The following is a 24,866-nucleotide window of genomic DNA, read 5'->3' as shown; positions in this document are numbered from 1 at the left end:
CGCCGTGTCGTCGGTATTCCGTTTCGCCTTCCGGCTCCCGGAGAAAGGTAAACGGTGCCGTAAGGTGTTGACAGGGGCTGGTAGTGGACTGTTGTATTAATTCCATCCACGGGGGATGGATGGCAAACAGCGACCGGTCAGAACGACGGACATTGTAAGGGCTTCGCATTGGTCTGCTGCCATCCGCAGTTGGGGGCGATGGTGAGCAAGGTCAAGCACGCGCTCTGTCATCTTCGGGACCGAGTCGGCCACAGAAGAGCTGTCGGTCACTCGTGTTTCACGCGAGGATTTCACTGCGCTTCATTGCGGTACCGCGCGGGAGCGGTGCCTGACGGTCCACCAATGGTGTCGGCCGGCCATCGCCTTTCCACTGCCCCGGCGGTGTCATCCGTACGTTCGTGCAGCCGACCGACCGGGGAAAGCGCTGTTTCATGACGAGTCCGCACGGCCGGATTCGATGATCGTCCGCATGCGTTTCTTCGGCATGCCGAAAAGGATGCCGAAAAACAGGAAGTAGATTCACCTCTCCCGGTCCGATTCGTGGGCCGGCGATTCCCGAACAGGAAAAGCGTGATGCGCGTGCGCGAAATCCCGTCAACAGCTCCTACATTATCGAGGTAGACATGGCGTCGTCTTCGCAATCCGTACGGCTCAGGAATACACCCTTCGTCATCAAGGAGTCGTCCGCCCAGTACGAGCGTGCTGTCGACAGCAGCCTGATGCAGGTGAGCATCACCGGCCGCAAAGGGAAGCAGGTGTTCCTGCCGGACGGCCGCGGGGTGGTCGAGTTCGTCAACTGCTCCTACCTCGGACTCGACCTGCACCCCCGCGTGATCGCGGCGTCGAAGGCCGTGGAGGAGGAGTGGGGGATGAACTTCTGCTGCGCCCGGTCACGATTCTCCTTCGAGCCGCAGCGACTCCTCGAAGAGGAACTGTCCGCGCTGTACCGGGGACGGGCCATCACCTTTCCCTCGACGACCACCGCGCACATCTCTCTCATGCCGCTCCTCGCCAGCGGGGTGCTCTTCGAAGAGGGCGCGGCGCACCGGACCTGCCTGATCTTCGACCAGTTCGCCCACTCGTCCATGGCCTATCTCAAGCCGGTGCTCGCCGCCGAGGCGACGGTGGAGACGATTCCGCACAACTCCTTCGAGGACCTGCGCAAGCAGGCCTCGGCCGCACGGGCGCGCGGCGAGGTGCCGGTCTACGTGGCCGACGGCATCTACTCCATGGGCGGCCTGTGCCCGGCCCGCGAACTGCTCGACCTGGCCGAGGAGCTGGATCTGTGGCTCTACATCGACGATGCCCACGGCCTGGGCATCTTCGGCGAGCGCGGTGAGGGCCAGCTCCTCAGCCAGATCGAGGGAGACATCCCCGAGCGCGTCATCCTCACCTACTCGCTGTCCAAGGGCTTCGGCGCCTACGGCGGCGGCCTGCTCGTCCAGGGCGAGTGGCGCGAGCGGCTGATCCGCTCCTACGGACAGGTGTACGCGTTCTCCGCGGCGCAGACCTTCCAGGCGGTCTACGCATGCCGGGCCGTCGTCGAACTGCACGAGGAGGGAGCGATCGCCCCCCTCCAGCGGACCCTGCGCGAGCGGGTGGCGCTCTTCGACGAACTGATGGGGCAGTCCCTGCCGTTCAGCCCCATCCGGATGGTTCCGATCGGGGACGAGGCGAATGCCCTGAAGGCCGGCGAGGAACTCCTGGCCGAGGGCTACTACGCGTCGGTGGTCTTCTTCCCCATCGTCCGCCGCAAGTCCGCGCAGCTGCGGCTGTGCATCGCGGCCAACCACACCGAGGACGACATCCGGGGTGTCGCCGCCGCGCTCAAGCGAGTCCACGCGACCTACGCGACGTACGGGACCGACGGCAACGGGGAGGCCGAGTGATGAGGCACAAGGAACTGCACGTGGTGATCGGCGCGGGAATCGCCGGCTGCGTCGCCGCGATCACGCGCAGCCGCGCGGGGTACGACGTCGTCGTCCTGGAGGGCCGACAGGCGCGCTCCGAAGGCACGTACCCCGTGTGCACGCAGACCAGCAACATCGTCAGCGAGAACCACAGCGGCGCCGAGTACCCCTTCGACCCGCAGAGCGCGCGTGACTGTCTGGACGGCCGTATCGAGAACGAGCGCTTCTTCCCCGAGACGATCTACGGCGGCAAGACGAACAGCCGCATCATCGCCTCCCGGAGCATGATGGACGACGGCCACGACATCGTCGGCCAGTGCCGCACGAACATGGACGTCATCCGCTCGCACTACGCCCGGCGGTGCGAGGAGGACCCGGCCAACGCCGTCTTCGGCGATCCGTCGCAGGTCTGCCGCGAGGTCCCCACCGTGGACGGCGTCGAGGACGTGGCCGCCGCGTTCCTGACGCCGCAGCGCGGGATGAACCCCGCGCTCGTGTCCACGGTCCTCGACTGGGAACTGCGGCAGTGCGGCGTCGACTTCCGCGAGGGCAGCAGGGTGCGGACGGTGGAGCGCCGCACCGACGGCCGGTACGACGTCAGCTACACGAACGCCGGCGGGGCCAAGCACACCGTGGTCGCGGACCAGGTGAGCCTGTGCGCGGCGACGGCGGCGTTCGGCCTGGCCAAGGCGCTCAATCCGCGCATCGAGTTCCCGCGGCTGTTCATGGCGCTGCGGGAGATCCTCTACGTCGACCTCCCCGACGGTACGGAGAAGAACTTCACCTGCCTGAAGCTGGAGGACTCCTACGGGGGCATGCTCAGTCCGCTCAACGAGCACGTCGCGATGATCTACCACCCGCCGGCCGGGCACGTGATGAACCTGGTGATGGACCCGGTCACCGGCGCCGCCCCGTACGCGCGCTATCTCGCGGAGGGCCACCCGGAGATGCGGGAGCGCGCCGAGCGGACGGTGAGCCGCCTGCGTGCGTACTACCCGGAGCTGCGCCGGTCGCAGATCCTCGGGACGTACCTCAAGATCGCGATCAACACCGTCTCGGACTCGCGGATGCGGCGCAACATCGGCGTCTTCGGCGTCGACTCCGGCGCCACCATGACCGTACTGCCCAAGTGGACGATGTGCGCCGTCAACGGCCGCAAGGAGCTGGCCCTGGCCCTGGAGCACTCCAAGGCTGCCGGCAACGTGGACGCGGACGAGGCCGAGGAGATCCTCGCCGGGGCGACCCGCACCTGCTGGGAGACACCGCCCGACTGGGCGGGCAAGCCGGAGCTGCTGACCGCCCGGGCGAAGAAGCACGCGGTCAACATGAACGTCCCCGAGGTGCTCGCCCTGCGGTTCAGCGACGTCGTCGAACCGTCGGGCTCGCGGCAGGTCCCGCAGTGAGCACGGCCGGTGAGGCACAGCGAGTTCCTGTGCAGAGCGCGGGCCGTGACATCCGGCCCGCAGGGGAGGCACACATGTCCGGGAAGAACATCGTGATCACGGGTGCCGGCAGCGGCATCGGGGCCGAGACGGCGCGGCGGCTGGCCCCGGGGAACCGGCTGATCCTGCACTACCACTCGGCGAAGGAGGGCGCGCTGGCCCTGCGGGAGGAACTGGCGCCGGTCTGCGCCGGCGTCGACGTGGTCGGGGCCGACCTGACCACGGACACGGGCTGCGAGGCGCTGTCCGAAGAGGTCGGCAGGCGCATGGACGCGCTCGACGTGCTGGTCAACAACGCGGGCGGCATGATCGAGCGCCAGTCCGTCGGAGACCTGACGTGGGATCACCTGGCCGCGACGTTCGCGCTGAACACCTTCTCCGCGATGCGGCTGACCAGCCTGTGCACCGGTCTCCTGCGCCGGGGCGGCAACGACCCCTGCGTCGTGAACGTGACCTCGATCGCGATGCGCCACGGCGCGCCGACCGCGACGGCGTACGGCGCGTCCAAGGCCGCCATGGACTCCTTCACGCGCGGCGCGGCCAACGAACTCGCGCCGGACATCCGGGTCAACGCGGTGGCCCCCGGCATCATCGACACCCGCTTCCACGAGCGCGTGACGTCCGAGGACAAGATGCGGCAGTTCATCGAGAACACCCCGCTGAAACGCGCCGGAAGGGTGGCGGACGTCGCCCGCACCATCGAATACCTGGTCGGCGCCACCTTCGTCACGGGGGAGACGGTCGACTGCAACGGCGGCCTCGCCATGCGGTAGGCGTCATGGCCGCCCCCTGCCCCCTCACGGTTCCCTGGAAGGTCCTACCCCTATGAGTACACGTGTCCTTGTCACGGGCGGTGCCGGGTTCATCGGATCGCACCTGTGCGAGCGGCTGATCGACGATGGCCACGAGGTCATCTGCCTGGACAACCTCTTCACCGGACGCCGCAGCAACATGGCGAAGCTGCTCGGCAATCCCCGCTTCGAGTTCGAACGGCACGACGTGGCCGAGCCCTTCCACGCCGAGGTCGACCAGATCTACCACTTAGCCTGCCCGGCCTCCCCGGTCCACTACCAGCGCAACCCGGTGCGCACCGTCCGCACCTGTGTGCAGGGCACCCTGAACGCCCTCGAACTGGCCCGTGAGACCGGCGCCCGGCTCTTCATCGCCTCCACCTCCGAGGTGTACGGCGATCCGGAGGTCCACCCGCAGCAGGAGGACTACTGGGGGCACGTCAACCCCATCGGGATCAGGGCCTGTTACGACGAGGGCAAGCGCTGCGCGGAGGCGCTCGCGGTGAGCTTCGCGCGGCAGTACGCAGTGGAGGTCCGACTCGGGCGGATCTTCAACACCTACGGTCCGCGGATGCACGAGAACGACGGCCGGGTGGTGTCGAACTTCGCGGTGCAGGCACTGCGCGAGGAACCGTTGACCATCTACGGCGACGGCAGCCAGACCCGGTCCTTCTGCTACGTCGACGACCTCGTCGAGGCGGTCGTGCGCCTGATGGCTGCCGAGACCGACGCCCGGCCCGTGAACCTGGGCAACCCGCGGGAGACGACCGTCGAGCAGATCGCCCGTCAGATCAAACGGCTCGCCGGCTCGACGTCCGAGCTGGTCTTCCGGCCGCTGCCCGAGGACGACCCCACCCGCCGCCGGCCCGACATCTCCCGGGCCGACACGTTGCTGGGCTGGGAGCCGAAGGTCGACCTGGAGGACGGGCTGCGCCGGACGATCGCCGACTTCTCCGCCAGGACGACGGTGACGGGCGGCCGGCGGGCCGAGTCCGCCCGGGTGCGGCAGGGGGCCGGCCGATGAGAGAGGGGCCTTTCCAGGCCGCGAACCGTCTGCGCGGCCTGGCCCAGTCCGACATACGGCGCATGAGCCGGGAGAGCGACCGGCTCGGGGCCATCAACCTCGGACAGGGGATCTGCGACCTGCCGACCCCCACGGTCGTGGCCGAGGCGGCCAAGGCGGCGATAGACGCCGACCAGAGCATCTACACCTACCCCGAGGGACACCTCGCGCTGCGCCGGGCGATCGCCGAGAAGGCGGCCCGGTACAACGGCCTGACGGTCGCACCCGAGGGGGAGGTCGTGGTGACCGTCGGCGCCACCGGCGCGTACACCGCGGCGGTCAACGCGCTGCTCGACCCGGGCGACGGCATCCTGATCATGGAGCCGTACTACGGCTACCACGTCAACGCCGCGATCGTCGCCGGCCTCGAACCGCACTTCCTCACCCTCGCTGCACCGGAGTTCACCCTCACCGAGGAGGCGCTGCGGGCGGCGGTGCGGCCCACCACCCGGGCCATCGTGGTGTGCACACCGTCGAACCCCAGCGGCAAGATGTTCAGCCGGACCGAGCTGGAGGCCATCGCGCGCGTCGCACACGACCGGGACCTGCTCGTCATCAGCGACGAGATCTACGAATACATCCGCTACGACGACTGCCCGCACCTCTCGCCTGCCACGGTGGGCGGCCTGTGGCCCCGCTCGGTCACCATCACGGGCCTGTCGAAGACGTTCAGCATCACCGGCTGGCGCCTCGGGTACGCCCTCGCGCCCGAGCCGCTGGCCAGGGCGATCGCCCTCGTCAACGACCTCTACTACGTCTGCGCGCCCAACCCGCTCCAGCACGGCGTCCTCGCCGGCTTCGCCCTGCCGCCCTCCCACTTCGACGAGATGCGGTCGGACTACCAGCGCAAACGCGACCGGCTGTGCGACGCGCTGGCCGCCGCCGGCATGGCGCCCATCGTCCCGAAGGGCGCGTACTACGTCCTGGCCGATGTCTCGCAGTGGGGCTTCGCCACCTCCCGGGGCGCGGCGATGGCGCTGCTGGAGCAGGGTGGTGTGGCCTCGGTCCCGGGCAGCGCCTTCTACCAGGGGACGACCGGCGAGAACCTGCTGCGGTTCTGCTTCGCCAAGGAGGACGCGGTCGTGGAGGAGGCAGGCCGGCGGATACGGCGCTTCCGGCCCCGCGGCGACCTGATGGAGGGCGGCCTCGTGGACGCGGACAGAAGCGGGCTGGGGACCCGGTGAACGACTCACGCCGCGGAGGCCTGTTCGGGGTCGCCGCCTACGTGCTGTGGGGACTGTTCCCGCTGTACTTCCGGCTCCTGGAAAGCTCCAGCACCCTGGAGATCCTGCTGCAGCGGCTCCTGTGGACGCTCCCGGTCTGCCTGCTGGTGGTCGCGGCCACCGGAGCCGCGGACCGGCTGCGCGCGCTGCTGCGCCGGGGGCGGCGCGTGGCCGCGCTCGCGGGGGCGGCGGCCGTACTCGCGGTGAACTCGGGCTGCTACGTGTACGCCGTCAACACCGACCGCGTCATCGAGGCGTCGCTGGGCTACTTCATCAACCCCCTGGTCACCGTGGCGCTGGCCGTGCTGGTACGGCGCGAGCGGCTGCGTCCGCTCCAATGGGCGGCGGTGTCCACGGGCGCCCTGTCCGTGCTCGTCGTCACCGTCGACTACGGCAGGCCACCCTGGATCGCGCTGATCCTCGCCACCTCGTTCGGCCTCTACGGACTGATCAAGAAGCAGGTCGGCGGAGACGTCGACGCGCTCGCCGGGCTCACCACCGAGGCCCTCACCCTCGCCCCCCTGGCCGCGGCCGGACTGGCCTTCCACACGGCCACCGGACACGGGACCTTCACCCAGGACGCCCCCTGGCACGCCGTGCTCCTCGCCGCGGGTGGCGTGACGGTCGTCGCCCCGCTCCTGCTGTTCGCGGCGGCCGCCCGGCGGCTGCCGCTGGCCACGATCGGGCTGCTCCAGTACCTGACGCCGGTGCTGCAACTGCTCATCGGCGTCGCGCTGTTCCACGAGGAGATGCCGGCCTCGCGGTGGAGCGGCTTCGTCCTGATCTGGATCGCGCTGGCCCTCCTGAGCACCGACGCGCTGCGCGAACAGGACCGGCAGAGCGCGCGACGCAGGAAGAACGCGCCTGCCGTGCGGCCCGTCCGGGCGGAACTGCGCACCCCTGACGAGTGAATGACGAACCGGCGAACCGACGACACATGGAGTCCTCCGTGCAGAGCAAGACCAACCCCGCCACTGCCGCGCCCCCCTCACCCCCTGCGGCATCCCCTGACCACCGCCTCTCCGTCATCGGCACCGGATACCTGGGAGCCACCCACGCGGTCTGCATGGCCGCGCTCGGATTCGAGACGCTGGGCCTGGACACGGACGCCGAGAAAATCGCGGCCCTCTCGGCCGGCCGGCTCCCGTTCCACGAACCCGGACTCGAAGACCTCCTGCGCGGCCAACTCGCCACGGGACGGCTGCGGTTCACCACGTCCTACGAGGAGGCCGCGGCCTTCGCCGACGTCCACTTCCTGTGCGTCGGCACCCCGCAGCGCGCCGACGGGCCGGCCGCCGACCTGCGGTACGTGGACGGAGCGGTCGAGGCGCTCGGCCCGCACCTGACACGCCCCTGCCTGCTGGTGGGAAAGTCCACCGTCCCGGTCGGCACGGCCGCGCGCCTGGGGGCGCGGCTCGCACGGCTGGCACCGGCGGGACGGGACGCGGAAGTGGCGTGGAACCCGGAGTTCCTGCGCGAGGGGTTCGCGGTGCAGGACACCCTGCGGCCCGACCGGCTGGTCTTCGGTGTCGCGTCGGACCGGGCGGAGCGGCTGCTGCGCGAGGTCTACGCACCTCTGCTCGAACCGGTGAAGGGGAGCGAGCCGGTGCCGTTGGTGGTCGCCGACCTGGCGACCGCGGAGCTGGTGAAGGTCGCGGCGAACTCCTTCCTGGCCATGAAGATCTCCTTCATCAACGCCATGGCCGAGGTCTGCGAGGCGGCGGGGGCCGACGTGCTGCCACTGGCGCAGGCACTCTCCCACGACCCCAGGATCGGCGGCCGCTTCCTGCGCCCGGGGGTCGGCTTCGGCGGCGGCTGCCTGCCCAAGGACATCCGCGCCTTCACGGTCAGGGCCGAGGAGCTCGGCGTCGGCCGGGCCGTGGAGTTCCTGCACCAGGCCGACGAGGTCAACCTGCGACGGCGTACCGCGGTGGTCGACCTGGCGAGGGAGCTGAGCGGCGGCGAGCTGTGCGGACGGCGGATCACGGTCCTGGGGGCGGCCTTCAAGCCCGGCTCCGACGACATCCGGGACTCACCGGCGCTCGCGGTGGCCGACCTGATCGAGCGGGAGGGCGCCGAGGTGGTCGTCTACGACCCCATGGCGATGGACAACGCGCGCAAGGTCTTCCCGTCGCTGTCCTTCGCCGACTCCGTCACCAAGGCCGCAGTCGGCAGCGACGTCCTGCTCCACCTCACCGAATGGCCGGAGTTCGAGCACATCGACCCCCACACCCTGGGCACCACGGTGGCCGGGCGACACATCATCGACGGCCGAAACACCCTGAACGCGTCCCGCTGGCGCGCGGCCGGCTGGGAGTACCGGGCGCTCGGGCGGCCATGAGCGCGGGGGCGGGGTTCAGCGACTCGCTCCCGCACTGACCCGGGTGAAGGGTCGTACTTGGTGATTCGGTGGGCGAACGACGGCGGCATGCTGCTCCTGGTTCGACTACACGTTGCCCTTCTTGCGTCAGTATCTGTCGTTCGCTGCATGCGGCCAAGTGGCGGCAGTACCTTGCCTGAACCTTGTTCGGGTAAGGGGGGCGAGCATGGATCCGGTGGTGTTGGCCGCAGGCACGGCCCTGGTGGGGGCCATGGCGAGCGACGCGTGGGAGGCGGCGCGGGGCGCACTGGTCGGCCTCTGGCGCAAGGGGAAACCCGAGGAGGCCGAGGCGCTCGGAAGCGAGCTGCAACGGGCGCGGACCGTGGCGCTGGAGTCCCGGCGCACCATCGACACCGACGCCGAACAAGCCCTCATCGGTTTCTGGCGGATGCGGCTCGACCACCTCCTGTGCGAGCGCCCGGACCTGGCGCACGATCTGCGCGTCGTCCTGGAGGACGACCTTGTCCCGGCCCTCGGCGCGGGCGAGCGTGACCGGGCGACCACGCTGCTGGGCCGGGCCGAGGCCCACGACCACGCCCGTATCTACCAGGCAGGCAGGGACCAGCACATCCACGGGGGATGACGTCCGATGACAGAGGAACGGGACCAGGGTGAACCGCCGGCCGGCGAAACCGGCGCGGGACCCGCACACTTCCACGCGCAGGCGGCGGGCCAGGGGCGCGTCTACCAGGCGGGGCGCGACCAGCACGTCCACTACGGGCAGGGGACCCGCACCCGGACGTACAGCGAGGGCAGTGAGGACGCCAAGTGCCCGTATCCGGGGCTGGCGTCCTTCGGGCGCGATCAGGCGCGCTGGTTCCGCGGCCGAGAGGCGCTGACGAGCGACCTCGTCGACACGCTCGATCGCAGGCTCCGTACCGGCGGCGTGCAGATCGTGATCGGTCCGTCAGGGGCGGGCAAGTCGTCCCTGCTGCGTGCCGGGCTCCTCGCCCGGCTGGCGCAAGGGGCCCTGCCGGGTTCGGCCCCGTGGCGGCAGATCCTGCTCACCCCGACGGCCACTCCGGCGGACACCCTCGACGCGGCGCTTGGCCCGGACGGCAACGGCGACGCACGGACCGTCGTCGTCGTGGACCAGTTCGAGGAGCTGTTCACGCTGTGCCCCGACGCGGCGGAGCGGCAGGTCTTCATCGACCGGCTCACCCGGCTCGCCGCCGCAGCGGACGGGCCGCCTTCCGCACTGGTGGTGGTCGGGGTGCGCGCCGACTTCTACGCCGCCTGCCTGGAGTACCCGCAGCTCGCCGAGTCCGTCGACGACGCGCTGGTCGTCACGGCGATGACGGCCGAGCAGCTCCGCGAGGCGATCGTCTACCCGGCGCAGGACGTCGACCTGGAGATCGAGCCCGGCCTGGTCGAGATCCTCCTTCGCGACCTCGGGGCGGAGGGCGGCGGCCGGGCCGGCTACCTGGCGGGGCGGTTACCGTACCTGGCCTACGCCCTGCGGCGCAGCTGGCAGGTGCGGCACGGCTCGACCCTCACCGTCGAGGGCTACGAGAGCACCGGCGGCATCGAGTCGGCGATCGCCGACACGGCCGAGCGGATCTACCAGGGGCTCGACGAGCGCGGCCGGACCATCGCACGGGCCCTGTTCCTGCGGCTGGTCAGGGTGGGCGACAACACCCCGGACAGCTCTCGGCGGCTGGCCCTCGACGACCTTGTCGGCACCGGCCTCCCACAGCGGGCGGCGGACTCGGTGATCGACGCCTTCACCGGGGAGCGTCTGCTCGCCCGGGAGCAGGACGAGCACAGGGACGACGTCGAGATCACCCACGAGGCGCTCATCCGGGGCTGGCCGACCCTGCAGATGTGGGTCGAGACGGACCGCGCCGAACTCCTCGTCCATCAGCGCCTCGCCGAGGACGCCGCCACCTGGCGCGCCAGCGGCGAGGACACCGCCTACCTGTACGTCGACAGCCGGCTCGCCGCAGCCGCCGAACTGGAACGGGGCCCGAAGGGCGCGGAACTGACGTCCACCGAGCACAGCTTCGTCACCGCGGCCGTCCACCGAGCCCGGCGCCGCACCCGCGTGACCCGCGGAGTCATCGCCACGCTGACGACGCTGTTCCTGCTCGCCGCCGCCGCAGGTGTCGTCGCCGTCCTGCAGAACCAGCAGGTGACCCGCCAGCGCGACACCGCCATCTCCCGGCAGGCCGCCGACGCCTCGGAGAAGGTCGCCGACTCCTCACTCGCCGCTCAACTCGGTCTCGCGGCCTACCGGATCGCCCCGACACCCGAGGCACGCGGGGCGCTGCTGTCGGCGCTGTCCCGACCGGTGGGCGCCCGCATGATCGGACACACCGGGCCCGTCGAGCTGGTCGCCTTCCGACGCGACGGTCGCGTGCTCGCGAGCGCCGCCAGTGACTCCACGGCCCGGCTGTGGGACGTCACCGACGCGGCCCGCCCGAAGAAGCTCGGCGTCCTGAAGGGACACCGGGGCAGTGTGATCGGAGTGGCCTTCAGTCCGGACGGCCGCACCGTGGCGACGGCGTCGAACGACGCGACAGCCCGCCTGTGGGACGTCTCGCAGCCCTCCGCACCACGGACCGTGGCCGTGCTGAGGAAACACCGTGAGCGGGTGCGCTCCGTGGCGTTCGCGCCCGGCGGCACTCTCCTCGCCACGGCGTCGGACGACGGGACGGCCGACATCTGGAACCTCTCCGACCGCGCCCGGCCGCGTTTCCTCGCCGAGGTCACCGCCGACGCTGGCTTCCCCGCCGTGAGGTTCAGTCCGGACAGCCGGACGATGGCCGTCTCCTCGCGCGACGACCGCGCCGAACTGTGGGACGTGCGCACACCGGAACACCCGAGGAGGAAGGCTGTCCTGGCCGGGCACACGGGCTCTGTCACGAGCGTCGCCTTCTCCCCGGACGGACGGATCGTCGCCACCGCGTCGGCGGACACGACCGTCAGGTTGTGGGACACCACCGGTGGGCACACACGCCGCCTGGGGAGCGTACGGGGGCACACGGCCCTCGTCTACGACGCGGCGTTCAGCCCCGACAACCGGACACTGGCCACGGCAGCGGCCGACCAGACGGCAAGACTCTGGAACATCACCGACCCCCGGTCGCCGCGCCCCCTGTCGGACCTGACAGGGTTCACCAACACCGTCACGGGCGTTGCCTTCCGGCCCGACGGACAGGTACTCGCCACCTCGTCCGCCGACGGCACCGTCAGGGCATGGGACGTCTCCTCACCGGCACACGTCGCCCACCGGGCACTGCTCACGACCTCCGCACGCTATGTCAGCCGTGTCGCCTACTCACCCGACGGTCAACTGCTGGCCTCCACCGGGGACGACGGCACCGCCATGCTGTGGGACGCCTCCGATCCCGCCCGGGCCCGGTCGCTCGCCACGTTGAAGGGACATCGCGAGGAGGTCAGCGCCATCGCGTTCGCGCCGAACGGGCGACGCCTCATGACCTCCTCCTCGGACTTCACCGCAGTGCTGTGGGACATCGCCGATCCGGCACACCCCGTCGTTCTCTCCCGACTGCGCGGCCACGCCAACGCCGTCCAGTCGGTGACGTTCGGCCCGGACGGCTCGCTGGCAGCCACCACCGGACGCGACGGACGGACGATCCTGTGGGACCTGTCGCGGCCACGCCACCCGCGCGAGGCGTCACGCCTGGGACCGCCCGACAACTGGATCAACATCACGGCCTTCACACCGGACGGCCGGACCATCGTCGTCGGCTCGGGCACCGGAGCGGTCAGCGTCTGGGACATCGCCGACGCGACGAAGCCACGACGTCTGGCAGTGCTCCGCGCACACGACAACGCCCTGACGGACGCGAAGTTCGACCCCTCGGGAAAGCTGCTCGCGACCTCCTCGAACGACGGCACCACGCGTCTGTGGAACCTCGCCCGGCCCACCCGGCCGGATCCTGTCGCGACGCTGCGCGGGCACAGCAACACCGTCCACGGTGTCGACTTCAGCCCCGACGGGGCCATGCTCGCGACCGCCTCCCTCGACTCCTCGGTACGGCTGTGGAACATCGGAGAACCGTCCGATCCCACACTCCGAGCGGTCATCAGCACAGGCACCGCTTACGCGTACGACGTCAGGTTCAGCCCGGAAGGCGACACCCTCGCCATCGCCGACGGATACGGCCACGTCATCCTGTCCGCCGTGGACATCGCGAAGGCGCAGAACTACGTCTGCACGCGAGCGGGCATGCCGATCACCCGGGCGGAATGGGCCCAGTACGTCCCCGACCTCCCGTACGCGCCACCCTGCGGCACCTGACAGTCACTGCACCAGGTGATGTGGCCCCTCGCCTGAATTCGGCCCCCAGAAGTGCCGTTCGTGTCCAAGTCGGCCTGTCGCGGGCGGCCGGGCTTCTACGCTGGTTGTCTGTGGTCAGGCGGCGTGGGGCAGGTGGAATCCGTGGTGCGGTCTTTGCTGGCGCCGGCCGTCGAGGCGTCGGTCGTCTCGCAATCCGAGCAGGCGGTCGTCCAGGTCGCGGGGCAGCTGGATCATCGCGGTGCCATGGCGTTGATGAAGTGGCTCTCGGACCTGACGGACGAGCACCGTACGTTCGTGCTCGATTTCAGCCGCGTCACGTTCCTGGGGTTCGCCGGAGTCGCGCTGGTGGAGGCTGTGGCGGAGCAGGTCCGAGCGGCCGGTGGAGAGCTGGAGGTGCGGGGAGCCGACGACCCCAGACTCCGGGCACTTCATCTGAGCGGCGGACTGCGGACGTTGCGCATCGGCGACGGAACGAGAAACGGTGCGTGGCCCGCTCGTACCGGCGGAGAGCGCAACGCGGTGGTGCTGGGTGAGGCGCTGGCCGCGGCACTGCGGGTGACGGGGGCGCCGATGGGCAACGTCCAATTCCTCGATCCCGTGTCGGACACGCTGCGGATCACGGCGCAGCGCGGGTTCCATCACCCGTTCCTGCGCTTCTTCCGCAGTGTGCAGGTCGCGGGGCACGGGAGTGCGTGCGGCGCGGCGGCCCGGGAGCATCGGCCCGTGTTCGTGGAGGACGTCCGTGACTCGCCGCTGTTCGTGGGCACTTCGGCCGGGGACGTGCTCCATGACGCGGGGGTGCGGGCGGTGGCGTCGCTGCCGGTCACGACTCCGCGGGGTGAGTTGGCGGGGATGCTCTCGGTGCACCGCGCCGACCCCACCGTGTGGGGGACCGAGACCCGCCGAGAACTGGAGTACGTGATCCAGGCGGCCGACCGACTGGCCGTGTAGCGGCACCCGTCGGCACGGGCCTGCGGTTCGCCCGGTCAGCGCGCGTCACGGGCCTGCGGTTCCCTGGTCAGCGCGCGTCCGGGCGGGATGCGGCGTGGTGGTCGGCCGAGGCGAGGGCCGCGCGCAGGCAATGGACCGGCAGGACCGGTGCGTTGACCGCCCATTCCTTGGCCTCGACGGCGGGCTGGAGACTGGCGGACCACACGGTCACCAGCAGCCGCGCCGCCGTTCTTCGCTGTCCGGCGGCGACAGTGGGGCCCGCCCGCCCGACGGCGTTCTCGGCCAGTTGCCGAAGGACGGGATCCGCAGGGCACCCGCCATCCGCAGGGCACCCGCCGACGACGTCGTACAGCAGGACGGCGTACAACATCATGAAGAGCTGCGCGTCCTCGGCATCGAGCTGCATCGTGTCCTGTGCGTAGCGCACGAGTTCGGACAGCCGTGCCAGCAGCACGGGCAGCGCCTGACCGGCACCCTGCCGGCTGGGGGAACGATGCATGGCACCCTCGCCCGCCAGGTCCGGACGGGCACGCCTTCCCGGGCCCGTGCCGCGAGAGAGCCCTCACGACATGCCCACACGAATTGTTCCCCCGTCGCCTGCCCGATTCGCGGACAAACGACCATCCGCCTGTTGCGTGGCCGACCCAACCGGCACCGGCCGCCGGAGCGGCCCCTCGGCCTGACACACCGCCAGGGGCGCGCTGACCTGCGCGGACACCACCATCAGGCGGGCCGGACCACCTGCTGGGAGGGGAGCGTGGCCAACCCTTCATACGCCGGAATCATCCGTACGGGTGACGCCGGTGTGGACACACGGCTCAACAGTCGCGCGATCACGTCGATTCGCGTACCACCAGTTCGTTCGGCATGATCACCGGATCTGTGGGGCCGCCGTCTATCAGGTTGAGGAGCAGGTGGACGGCCGCGGTCGCCTGGTCCGCCATCGGACTGCGGACCGAGGTGAGCGCGGGGCTCGTGTAGGACGCGGCCTCGATGTCGTCGAAGCCGATCACCGCCACGTCCTCGGGAACGCGTCGGCCCGCCTTCTGGAGGGTGCGCAGGGCGCCGATCGCCATCAGGTCGTTGGACGCGAACACCGCGTCGAGGTCCGGATCGTCCTCCAGGAGCTGGCGCATGGCTTCGGCGCCGGAGACTCTCGTGAAGTCGCCCAGTGCCACGATCGAGCGACGGCCGGTGTCCTGCAGCGTCTGCCGGTAGCCGGCCAGGCGCTCGCGTGCCTCGAAGAGTTCGAGCGGCCCGGTGATGGTCGCGATCCGGCGCCGGCCGCGCTCCAGCAGATGACGTACGGCCAGTTCCGCTCCGCCGGCGTTGTCCAGTGCCACGTACGGCACGTCCTGCGCCGAGGTGCGGTTGAACGAGACGACGGGCAGACCCTGCCGGGCGAGCGCGGCCGGCAGGGAATCCGTACCGTGCAGGGCGACCAGGAGCACGCCGTCCACGTGTCCGCCGGCGATGTACTGCACCACCCGCGTCCGGCTCTGGTCGGATTCAGCGAGCATGAGCACGAGCCGTTTGCCCGCCTTCTCCAGCTCTCTGCTGACGGCCCGGACCACGGCGGAGAAGAGGGGGTCGTCCGAGACGACTCCCTGGGGCGGGTCGGAGACGACCACGGCGAGGGTGTCGGTGCGGCGGGTGACGAGGTTGCGGGCCGCGCCGTTGGGCACGTAACCCAGTTCGTGCACCGCGCGCATGACGACGTCCCGGATCTCCGGGGCGACCGTCGTCTCGCCGTTGATGACCCGGGAGACGCTCGATTTGGACACGCCCGCCCGGGCGGCGACCACTTCCAGAGTGGGGCGTTTCATACCTGTCCGTCCCCTGTGCCGCCGCCCGGGTTCGTGCGCGGGGCGGGTTTTCTCATCAGGGCGACCTCCGGTTCGGCGTCATGACGTTGCGAGCAGCGTATCCGCAGGCCGGAGCGTCATGAGCATGCCCAAGGACCGCTCACCTTCCGTGCCGCGTTCGGTCCGACAGTGTCGCGAGAACGTCGTCAGGGACCGCTCCCTGGAGAATTCATACGCGTTACGCCGCTGTTTTTCCAAGGTGAAACAGCTCTTGACAGCTTTCTCGCGCCCCTCCATCCTCCCCTTCAGGGAGCGCTCCCTCACCTCGCCCCCACTTGAGGAGTCGCCCATGCACGCGCTGTTGCGCCGCTTCGCCTTATTTCTGACACTCGCGACCTCACTGCTCACTTTCATCGCTCTCCCCGCACCTTCCGCACAGGCCGCGGAGGTCCTGCTCTCGCAGGGAAAGACCGCCACCGCCTCAAGCACCGAAGGGGACTTCAACGCCCGGAACGCCGTCGACGGAGACCCCGGGACCCGGTGGTCCAGCGCCTTCGCCGATCCGCAGTGGATCCAGATCGACCTCGGCGCGAGTGCCCGGATCAGCCGGGTCGTCCTCAACTGGGAGGCCGCGTACGGCACGGCGTTCAGGATCGAGGTGTCGGGCGACGCGCAGAGCTGGACCACCGTCCACCAGACGGCCTCGGGCACCGGCGGCACCCAGAACCTGACGGTCACCGGCACCGGCCGCTATGTGCGCATGTACGGCACGCAACGGGCCACCGCCTACGGCTACTCGCTGTGGGAGTTCCAGGTGTACGGCACCGCCGGCGGTACCGGCGGCGACCCGGGCAGGCTGCTCTCCTACGGCAGGCCGGGTGCCGCCTCCTCCTCCCAGAGCGACGTGAACTGCTGGGAGTGCACACCGGCCAGGGCGTTCGACCGTGATCCCGCCTCCCGCTGGGCCACCAGCTCCACCACCGGCTGGACCGACCCGGGCTGGATCTCCATCGACCTCGGCGCCACGGCGCAGATCGACAAGGTCGTCCTGCAATGGGATCCCGCCTACGCCAAGTCCTTCCAGATCCAGGTCTCACCGAACGGCACCGACTGGACGCCCATCTACTCGACGACCTCCGGCACGGGCTTCAAACAGACACTGACCGTCTCCGGCTCCGGCCGCCATGTGCGCATGTACGGCACCGAACGCGCCACCCCGTACGGCTACTCGCTGTGGGAGTTCCAGGTGTACGGCACCGGCGGCGCCCCGATCACGCCTCCGCCCCTGCCGAGCGACCCCGCGAACCCGCCGCGGCTGGTGTGGAGCGACGAGTTCGACGGCGCCGCGGGCGGCAAACCTGACGCCTCGAAGTGGCGGGCCGACCCGGGCACCGGACCGAACAACGAGCTGGAGTACTACACCGACCACCGCAACGCCTCGCTGGACGGGTCGGGACACCTGGTGATGGAGGCCCGCAAGGAGGTCACCGCCGGATCGTCGTGCCCGCGTGACCCGTTGAGCGGCAGCACCACCTGCCAGTACACCTCGGCGCGGATGAACACCGGCGCGACGTTCCAGTTCACGTACGGGCGCGTCGAAGCACGTATCAAGGTGCCCAAGGGCAACGGCCTGTGGCCCGCGTTCTGGATGATGGGCGCCGACTTCCTGACGGGCCGGCCGTGGCCGTACAACGGCGAGGTCGACATCGTCGAGGTCCTCGGCAAGGACGTGAAGACCGCGTACTCGACCGTCCACGCGCCCGCCTACAACGGCGGAGGCGGCATCGGTTCGCCGTACACCCTGCCCGGAAACGCCGACTTCTCCGACGACTTCCACACCTGGGCCGCCGACTGGAACAGCAAGGGCATCACGTACAGCCTGGACGGCCGGACCGTCTTCTCCCTCGACAAGGACCAGGTGGAGCAGACCCGCGGCCCGTGGATCTTCGATCACCCCCACTACATGATCCTCAACCTCGCGGTCGGCGGTGACTGGCCGGGCCCGACGGACGCGAGCACTCCGTTCCCGTCCAAGATGCTCGTCGACTTCGTACGGGTCTATCAGTAGCCCTCGGTTCCCACGCCCGGGCCCGAGCCGACGGCCGGGCCCGGGCCACCCCGGCGCGCTCGTGCCGACAGCTCCTTCGCCCAGCACCAGCACCCCCCGATGTCCGTCCTGATGTTCGTCTCGATGTTCGTGAGGAAGTGAGATGCGCAGATATCGCGTCCCTCTGTACACGCTCTTGGTGAATGCCCTGGTGGTCGTCCTGGCCGCCGCCCTGAGTCTGACCGTCTCGACCCAGCGGGCCCGGGCCGCGACGGTCACCGTCCAGGCCGAGTCCTACGCGGCCCAGTCGGGCGTCGCCCTGGAGGCGACCGCGGACATGGGAGGCGGGCAGAACGCCGCGTTCCTCGCCGACGGTGACTGGATGCGGTTCGACAACGTCGACCTCGGTACGGCCGGCCGGCTGACGGTGTCGGCCCGGATCGCCTCCGCCGTCGGCTCGGGCACGGTCGAGCTGCGTACCGGCACCCTCACCGGACCGCTGCTCGCGGTCATCCCGGTTGCCCCGACCGGCGGTTGGCAGACCTGGGCGACCCGGGAGACCGAGGTCTCCAGCCACCCCACCGGTGCGCAGACGGTGTTCGCCGTGGTGCACGGCCCGGGGGCCGGTGACTTCGTGAACATCAACTGGTTCTCCTTCGTCGGCGAGGGCGGCGGCGCGGCGCCCGGCTGGGTCCCCGTCGACCAGACCAAGTGGAACGCCCAGCTCAGCCAGTTCCGCGCAATGACGCCGGCCGCGGTGCCCGGCGGTGTGGTCCGCGTTCCGGAGTTCAACGCCACCTGCACCTACAGCCACTCCAAGCCGGACGACCCGATCGTCCTGCCGGGCCTTCCCGGCGGGTCCCACATGCACAGCTTCTTCGGCAACAAGAGCACCGACGCGTTCACCACGACCCAGTCGCTGCTGGCCAACAGGCCGACCAGCTGCACACCTGCCGACGACCTCTCGGCGTACTGGATCCCCAGCCTCTACGAGGGCGACCGGGCCGTCGAAGCCGAGGGCATGATCGTCTATTACGGTTCCCGGCTCACCGACCCTTCGGCGACCGTGCCCTTCCCCGAGGGATTCCGCATGATCGCAGGAGACGCCAAGGCGCAGACGCCGACACCTGCGGGATCGACCGGTCAGTACTGGTGCTCCGGCGAGGGCGGTGAGACCGGCCGCAGCGCCGACGGCAACTGGCCGGTCTGCGCCCCGAAGGCCCACCTCACCCACCAGCTCGTCTTCCCCGACTGCTGGGACGGCAAGAACCTCGACAGCCCCGACCACAAGTCGCATGTGGCGTTCACCTACGACGGCAAGTGCAGCGGCGCCTACCCCGTCGCCGTCCCCAACCTCTCCTTCGTCGTCAGCTACCCGACCAGCGGCAGCGCCGCGGGTTTCCGGCTGGCCTCGGGCATGGCGTCGTCCATCCACGGCGACTTCTTCAACGCCTGGGACAACGCCGCTCTCGGACACCGTGTGAAGGACTGCATCACCCAGAAGGCCAAGTGCAACTCCGCCGGCACGTTCTGACCCTGTGGTCGGTGTGCGCCGCGGCTGTGGCGCTGCTGGTCGTCGGCTGCACCGCGCAGCCGACGGCCGGCGGTACGGCGCCGGAAGCCGCCGCGTCGCGGACATCGGCCTTCAACGCGACCGACACCGCCTGGATCCTGCTGATGATCCCCATGGCCGAGCGCGCCCGGCAGCTGACCGACCTGGCGCCCTCCCGCTCGGCGGACCCGGCCGTGGTCACGCTGGCGGCGAGGACCGGCTCGGCGCTGCGTACGGACCTGCGCCGGCTGCGTGCCGCACTGAAGCTGTCAGGTGTGCCCGACACGCGCCCCCACGAGGGGCACAACATGCCGGGCATGGTCAGCCTCGACACCCTCGGCAGGGCAGCCGCCGCGAAGGGCCTGCCGTTCGACCGGCTCCTCACCGGCGCGTTGCGCGCCCACTTCACCCAGTCCCGGGTGCTCTGTGCCGGCGAGCAGAACCAAGGGCGGGCCGACGAGGCGACGGGACTGGCCGCGGCCATCGCGAAGAGTACGTCGCACCAGCTGGCCGGGCTGGACCGGCTGCGAGCGGCCGGTGCGGCGACGCGGCGGTAGCGGGACCGCGGTGAGGCTGCCGACGCGGGGGCTTTGTGGCGCAAGTGGTTCGCTCGTTCGAGGAGGACGAACGTTTCCGCGCTTTTGAGCATGGCCCGGTCAGGTCATGATCTGCGCGGATTCTCGCGCCGGTGAGGGTCTTCGCCCGCTCAGGAGGTTGCCTTGACCCTCGTCATCATCGTCGCCGTGGTGGCCCTGCTCGCAGGGCTGGCGGCGAACCGCTACCTGCGCCCCCGCCTGATGAGTGACGACGACGCCGGCATGGCGGTCAAGGACCTCGTCGGCCCACTCCTGACCCTCACCGTCCTGCTGCTGGCCTTCGTGCTCGTCACCGCCTCCGGATCCCACGGCAAGGCGGAAGTCGCCGCCCGGGGCGAGGCACGCGCACTGGACCAGCTCAGTGAGATCGCCGAGTACACGCCGACGACGGAGCGGGCACGGATCCAGGCGGACACCGTCTGCTACGCACGCGCCGTACGTGTCCATGAATGGCCCGCCATGGCCGACGGCAAAGGGGCCGCCGAGCCCAGCGTGTGGTCGACCGACCTGCGCCGCTCCTTTCGTGACCTGGAAGGAAAACCGGTCTTCGGCATGCTGATCGGCGCCGACAACAAGCGCTCCGACGAACGCGAGGAACGTCTCACCCAGGCCACCGCCAGCATTCCCAGCGCCATCTTCTGGTTCCTGCTCGCCACTCTCACCCTCACGATCGTGACCCTCGCCGTCTGCCTGCCTCGCAGGAACAACCGCGGCCAGCTCATCGTCCTCACCGTCATCACTGCACTCCTGACGACGACGCTGTGCATCATCCGCGACGTCGACCGGCCCTTCGGCGGCATCATCGACGTGGAACCCACCGCCATCACAGAGATCGAACGACAGGCCACCCGCGATTTCCTCGCCAACCACGAGGCCGCCGACCTGCCCTGCGACGACAAGGGCGACCGCCGCACCGTCTGACGCTGCGCACGGGGGTGGGGTTGGGGTGCGCGTGAGTATGGAAGCAGTGCTTACTTGCTGTTGCGGTGAGTCTCGACGACCTGGACGCAGCGGCCACAGCGCCCCTCGTTCTCGTCTCCGCAGCCACCCCTTGGACCACACCACCAGGAGCAGTCAGTGTCGTACTCGCAAGTGCCCACCCCCGAGGAGAAAGTCGCCGACGCGAAGAAGCTGTTGTGCCTCCCGTCCATCGTCGTGATCTGCGGTTCCACCCGCTTCATGGGCGAGATGAACGAGGCCGATGTGCGGGAGACCAAAGCCGGAAGGATTGTCGTCAAGCCGGGCTGTGACATGAAGTCGCCGCACGAACTCCGGTCCGACCCTGTCGAGGCCGAGGCGCTGAAGGTTCGACTCGACGATCTGCACCGGGCGAAGATCCGGCTCGCCGATGAGGTGCTCGTAGTCGGCGACTACATCGGAGACAGCACCCGAGCCGAAATCGCCTATGCCCGGTCGCTGGGCAAGCCCGTGCGGTTCACACACCCTGAAGTCGACCCTTCCGGAACGGGGTCACGGGGTGACTCGGGTCCACTGATTTCGGGTACGCGAATGGGCTCGGCTTCTCCTAACTGTGGAATGCGCGGCGGACCGACGAATGCAATCGCGCCGCCAAATGACAATCCTGCTTGAGGCTCTCCCCGGCCGGCGTCTGCGGCCGGGGAGGCTCTCGGCTGGGTCAGCCCAGGGCGATGAAGTGGAAGGGGCGGTCGCCGACGACTCCGTCCGACTTGCCCGTGATGACCGTCACCTTCTCGGTCGTGGCGTCGGCGACGTGCGTGTTGTCGAGCAGGGCCCATTCCACGCCGTCGATGGTGGCCACGACCGACGGTTTCTCCAGGAAGTCGTTGTTGAAGGTGATGATGTACTTGCCGGTGCTGATCTTCGTCACCTTGAAGCCGTGGCCGGCGGTCCGGGTGCCGTTGGCCGCCACGGTCCCGCGGACGATCTGGAGATTTTCGTAGGCGTTGATGGTCATTCTTTGTTTTCCTCCCTATGGGGGGATTTCCCTTCCTGTATATTTCCGGGCAGAATGCGTCCATGCTCCGTTCGGGCGAAAGATATCCAAGTGAGTGAATAGTGAAATTACCCGATCAGATACCTGACAGGGTGTTTCTCCTCGCGTTTTCGACTCACGCGCCCACGGAGCATCAGGCGGCCCAGGAGTTCAGCACGTTGGCCAGGATTCCGGCTTCTCCCGGCCGGGCGAGCCGGAACCCTGGCCCCCACCTGTCAGGCGCTGCGTTTCGGTTTCGCCGCCGTTTTCTTGGCTGCCTTCTTCGCGGTGGTCTTCTTGGCGGCCGTCTTCTTCGCTGTCTTCTTCGCCGTGGTCTTCTTCTTCGGGCGCAGTTCGTGTACGTCGGCGTCGCCTTCGCCGCGGGAGGCCTTGGCCTCCTTCACGGAGGCTTCCAGGGCGGCCATCAGATCGACGACCTTCCCGGCCAGCGCCTCGGGTGCCGGTGCTTCGGGAGGTGCGTGGCCCTCACGTTTGGCCTTGATGACTTCTGCGAGGGCGTCGGTGTAGTGGTCCTCGAACTCGCTGCCCTCAAGGTCGTCACGGGTCATGTGGTCGATGAGGGCCCGTGCCCCTTCGATCTCGTCGTCCGACACGTCGACGCTGCCGGGTGCTAGCTCCTTCGGGGAGCGGATCTCGTCGGGCCAGCGCATGGCGTGCAGGACGATCGCCTCGTCCCGCACACGCAGCAGCCCGAGGCGTTCGCGGCCGCTCCAGGCGTATTTGGCGATGGCGACCTTGGCGCTGCGCTCCAGCGCCATCCGCAGCAGCTTGTACGGTTTGGCGGCGACCGGTCCGTCCGCCTGGAGGTAATAGCCGTCGCCGACCTGCAGAGGGTCGATCGAGGCGGCTGGCACGAACGCGGCGATCTCGATGGCCTTCGCGGTGGGCAGCGGGATCTCCCGCAGTTCCTCGTCGGATATCGCGATGAGGGTGTCCTTGCTGATCTCGTAGGCCTTGCCGATCTCGCTCTGGGGCACCTCGCGGTCCTCGATCTCGCAGATCTTGCGGACGCGCACGCGGCTCATGTCTTCGAGGTGGTACTGGTGGAAGCGGATCGCGTGGTTCTCGGTCGCGGACACCACGTGGATGGGCACGGTCACCAGACCGAACGAGATGGCACCTGACCAGACAGTTCGGGGCACGACGAACCTCCTGTACGGCCCCGAGAACCCTCAGCCTACGAGTGGCGCCCCGTCTCGGCGCGCGGACCGTGCCGTACGAAGGAGCAGGGGCACGGTCTCATATACGAACGAGTGCCGTGCCCGGCCACTGATGGCGGGGCACAGCACTCTTCTGCCGCCGAGCGGCCGGGCCGGAGGCCTGTCAGTCGACGGACCAGCAGGTGGCTTCGAAGTCCGCGACCTTGACGTCGTCGACCTTCACGTGGCCGCCGGACGCCCAGCAGCCTTCGACGTCCGACGGGTGAGCGGAGGCAGGGGTCACGGCCATGAAGCCGACCGCGAGCACGCCGACAGCAACGAGTGAGATACGCCGAAGCATGAGGATCTCCTTCTGATGGGGAACTTGATACGACTGTTCATCAGCCGCAGCCCGACCGCACGTCGAGTCGCGCGGGCGGGTGGCACCCCCTTGGCTGCCTGGCCGCACCCCTGTCTGCAGCCACCGTCCCCGGGACGGGCGAGATCGTGGACAGTACGCGCAAGGCGTGCGGGTGTTCCGCCTTCGAGGTGTGCGCACTTGTCCCGTAGGGCGGGGACGACCGCGCGCCGCCCTTGGAGTGGTAGACGGCACGTGCCTCCCGGGGGAAGGCAGTGCTCATCAGGCCACATGGGCGTTCAGCGCCAGGCCCAGCGACGCCGGATGGAGCCGGACGCCCGCCGCGCCGAGATACTCGGCGTCGCACGCCACAGCCTGACCACGTTCGTCATGCGCAAGCTGATCGACTGGCGGGTTCCGGTGAGCCGCACCGAGTCGGACGGCTTCCTGCACATGTGGCAGGTCACTCCGCACGTTCGTCCTGCTCTTCCTTGCCGGACGAGCGGCTGTTGTGGGTGCTGCGCGACATCCGCCGCGGCAGTCCTACGTTGCGTCCTCGCCTCCGGCGCCGGCCATGTCTCACGAGACAGAACCCTTCGGCACGACAGCGGTACGAGGGGCCGGCGCCGCTGACTGGCTGACCGGCCGTATTCCCTAGCCGTCCGTGGTGGGTGGTCCGTCGAGGACAGTGGGTTCGTACTCCAGCAGTTGGATCCGGCCGTCGAAGGTGTGGCTCTTGACGAGGTCGAGGCGGACGTCCGGGTACTCGTCGAAGATCCGTTCTTTGCCGGTGGCGCCGGTGATGACAGGGAAGACGACGACGCGGTACCGGTCCACGAGCCCGGCCGCGAGCAGCGACCGGCACAGGGTGAGGCTGCCGAGGGTGCGCAGGGGTTGTGCCGTGTTCTTCTTCAGATCCCGTACGGCCTCGACGGCGTCCCCCTTGACCAGCTCGGTGTTCGGCCAGGTCAGGGGTGCTTCGAGGGTCGACGAGAAGACGGTCTTGGGCATGTTCTTGAGCTGGGCGAAGCCGGGGTCGTCGGGCATCTGGGCGGCGAACCCCGACATCAGCCGGTACGTGGTGGCGCCCATCAGGGTGGCGTGCTCCTTCTCGCCGTCGCTGTCGAGCCAGGCGAGGTACTCGGGCCCTTCCATGCCCCAGAATCCCGGCCAGCCGGCCGCGGACGCGTATCCGTCGAGCGAGATGATGAAGTCGACCATGAGACTTGCCATGGACCTTCTCCTCCGTAGGTGGGCGTGCGTTCCAAGGATTGACCGCCGCCGCCCCGAAAACTCATCGCTGGGCCCGGGCCGACCGAAGGGAGGGGGCCCGGAAGCGGGGGAGGGGCCTGTGCTCGTGACGTCTC

The 24,866-nt window shown here is 69.5% G+C and carries 20 protein-coding genes and 1 pseudogene; 15 read left to right on the top strand and 6 right to left on the bottom strand.

Going from position 1 to position 24,866, the window contains the following annotated elements; translation table 11 throughout:
• Positions 1-623: 623 nt before the first annotated feature.
• The 10 genes from ACFWGJ_RS00525 to ACFWGJ_RS00480 all read left to right on the top strand — a co-directional run bounded on the left by ACFWGJ_RS00525 (position 624) and on the right by ACFWGJ_RS00480 (position 14,027).
• The gene (locus ACFWGJ_RS00525; RefSeq protein ID WP_387320001.1) at positions 624-1,889 is read left to right on the top strand and encodes an aminotransferase class I/II-fold pyridoxal phosphate-dependent enzyme; all 1,266 of its coding nucleotides are present in this window, start codon (positions 624-626) and stop codon (positions 1,887-1,889) included.
• Positions 1,889-3,313, top strand: a complete 1,425-nt coding sequence (locus tag ACFWGJ_RS00520) for an FAD-dependent oxidoreductase (RefSeq protein WP_387320000.1) — start codon at positions 1,889-1,891, stop codon at positions 3,311-3,313. Before ACFWGJ_RS00525 ends, ACFWGJ_RS00520 begins: the two co-directional genes overlap by 1 nt.
• Positions 3,314-3,387: 74 nt before the next feature.
• Entirely contained in the window at positions 3,388-4,125 is a 738-nt protein-coding gene (locus ACFWGJ_RS00515; RefSeq protein WP_387319999.1) for an SDR family NAD(P)-dependent oxidoreductase, read from the top strand.
• Between the two features lie 52 nt (positions 4,126-4,177).
• On the top strand, positions 4,178-5,167 hold the full coding sequence (locus ACFWGJ_RS00510) for a UDP-glucuronic acid decarboxylase family protein (RefSeq protein ID WP_387319998.1): 990 nt from the start codon (positions 4,178-4,180) through the stop codon (positions 5,165-5,167).
• Positions 5,164-6,390: a pyridoxal phosphate-dependent aminotransferase gene (locus ACFWGJ_RS00505; RefSeq protein ID WP_387319997.1), complete on the top strand. Its 1,227-nt coding sequence runs from the start codon at positions 5,164-5,166 to the stop codon at positions 6,388-6,390. The genes ACFWGJ_RS00510 and ACFWGJ_RS00505 overlap by 4 nt, the downstream gene beginning before the upstream one ends.
• Positions 6,387-7,340, top strand: a complete 954-nt coding sequence (gene rarD / locus ACFWGJ_RS00500) for an EamA family transporter RarD (protein ID WP_387319996.1) — start codon at positions 6,387-6,389, stop codon at positions 7,338-7,340. Before ACFWGJ_RS00505 ends, rarD begins: the two co-directional genes overlap by 4 nt.
• 155 nt (positions 7,341-7,495) lie before the next feature.
• Entirely contained in the window at positions 7,496-8,770 is a 1,275-nt protein-coding gene (locus ACFWGJ_RS00495; RefSeq protein ID WP_387320061.1) for a UDP-glucose dehydrogenase family protein, read from the top strand.
• A 205-nt stretch (positions 8,771-8,975) separates the two neighbouring features.
• A complete protein-coding gene (locus ACFWGJ_RS00490; protein WP_387319995.1) occupies positions 8,976-9,392 on the top strand; it encodes a hypothetical protein in 417 nt (138 codons plus the stop codon).
• 6 nt (positions 9,393-9,398) lie between these two features.
• Complete coding sequence (locus tag ACFWGJ_RS00485; protein WP_387319994.1) at positions 9,399-13,076, top strand: hypothetical protein; 3,678 nt, start codon at positions 9,399-9,401, stop codon at positions 13,074-13,076.
• Between the two features lie 141 nt (positions 13,077-13,217).
• Positions 13,218-14,027 (top strand): GAF domain-containing protein, encoded by an 810-nt coding sequence (locus ACFWGJ_RS00480; protein WP_387319993.1) that lies wholly within the window; start codon positions 13,218-13,220, stop codon positions 14,025-14,027.
• Positions 14,028-14,094: 67 nt separating this feature from the next.
• On the opposite strand, the gene ACFWGJ_RS00475 is transcribed toward ACFWGJ_RS00480, so the two are convergent.
• Together ACFWGJ_RS00475 and ACFWGJ_RS00470 are read right to left on the bottom strand one after the other, a co-directional pair.
• Positions 14,095-14,526 carry a hypothetical protein gene (locus tag ACFWGJ_RS00475; protein ID WP_387319992.1) on the bottom strand — a complete coding sequence of 144 codons (432 nt, stop codon included), beginning with the start codon at positions 14,524-14,526 and terminating at the stop codon, positions 14,095-14,097.
• 334 nt (positions 14,527-14,860) lie between these two features.
• Complete coding sequence (locus tag ACFWGJ_RS00470) at positions 14,861-15,853, bottom strand: LacI family DNA-binding transcriptional regulator (RefSeq protein WP_387319991.1); 993 nt, start codon at positions 15,851-15,853, stop codon at positions 14,861-14,863.
• A 328-nt stretch (positions 15,854-16,181) separates the two neighbouring features.
• Here ACFWGJ_RS00470 and ACFWGJ_RS00465 point away from each other — a divergent pair, with 328 nt between their 5' ends.
• The 5 genes and pseudogenes from ACFWGJ_RS00465 to ACFWGJ_RS00445 form a co-directional block, all read left to right on the top strand.
• Complete coding sequence (locus ACFWGJ_RS00465) at positions 16,182-17,900, top strand: discoidin domain-containing protein (RefSeq protein WP_387320060.1); 1,719 nt, start codon at positions 16,182-16,184, stop codon at positions 17,898-17,900.
• 142 nt (positions 17,901-18,042) lie between these two features.
• Complete coding sequence (locus ACFWGJ_RS00460; protein ID WP_387319990.1) at positions 18,043-19,413, top strand: DUF1996 domain-containing protein; 1,371 nt, start codon at positions 18,043-18,045, stop codon at positions 19,411-19,413.
• Positions 19,389-19,988, top strand: coding sequence for a DUF305 domain-containing protein (locus tag ACFWGJ_RS00455; protein ID WP_387319989.1), 600 nt, complete (start codon positions 19,389-19,391; stop codon positions 19,986-19,988). The genes ACFWGJ_RS00460 and ACFWGJ_RS00455 overlap by 25 nt, the downstream gene beginning before the upstream one ends.
• A gap of 162 nt (positions 19,989-20,150) precedes the next feature.
• Positions 20,151-20,948, top strand: a complete 798-nt coding sequence (locus ACFWGJ_RS00450) for a hypothetical protein (RefSeq protein WP_387319988.1) — start codon at positions 20,151-20,153, stop codon at positions 20,946-20,948.
• Positions 20,949-21,104: 156 nt separating this feature from the next.
• Positions 21,105-21,485: pseudogene (locus ACFWGJ_RS00445) on the top strand (hypothetical protein); the annotation flags it as partial.
• Positions 21,486-21,663: 178 nt separating this feature from the next.
• Here ACFWGJ_RS00445 and ACFWGJ_RS00440 read toward each other — a convergent pair.
• The 4 genes from ACFWGJ_RS00440 to ACFWGJ_RS00425 all read right to left on the bottom strand — a co-directional run bounded on the left by ACFWGJ_RS00440 (position 21,664) and on the right by ACFWGJ_RS00425 (position 24,732).
• Positions 21,664-21,963 carry a hypothetical protein gene (locus ACFWGJ_RS00440; RefSeq protein WP_387319987.1) on the bottom strand — a complete coding sequence of 100 codons (300 nt, stop codon included), beginning with the start codon at positions 21,961-21,963 and terminating at the stop codon, positions 21,664-21,666.
• A 254-nt stretch (positions 21,964-22,217) separates the two neighbouring features.
• Positions 22,218-23,144 carry a Ku protein gene (locus ACFWGJ_RS00435; RefSeq protein ID WP_387319986.1) on the bottom strand — a complete coding sequence of 309 codons (927 nt, stop codon included), beginning with the start codon at positions 23,142-23,144 and terminating at the stop codon, positions 22,218-22,220.
• A 181-nt stretch (positions 23,145-23,325) separates the two neighbouring features.
• The gene (locus ACFWGJ_RS00430) at positions 23,326-23,502 is read right to left on the bottom strand and encodes a hypothetical protein (RefSeq protein ID WP_387319985.1); all 177 of its coding nucleotides are present in this window, start codon (positions 23,500-23,502) and stop codon (positions 23,326-23,328) included.
• A gap of 651 nt (positions 23,503-24,153) precedes the next feature.
• The gene (locus ACFWGJ_RS00425) at positions 24,154-24,732 is read right to left on the bottom strand and encodes a dihydrofolate reductase family protein (RefSeq protein WP_387319984.1); all 579 of its coding nucleotides are present in this window, start codon (positions 24,730-24,732) and stop codon (positions 24,154-24,156) included.
• Positions 24,733-24,866 lie beyond the last annotated feature (134 nt).

It is taken from the genome of Streptomyces sp. NPDC060205 (assembly GCF_042728395.1).
Classification (GTDB): domain Bacteria; phylum Actinomycetota; class Actinomycetes; order Streptomycetales; family Streptomycetaceae; genus Streptomyces.
This window is presented reverse-complemented; position numbering and strand designations above follow the sequence as displayed.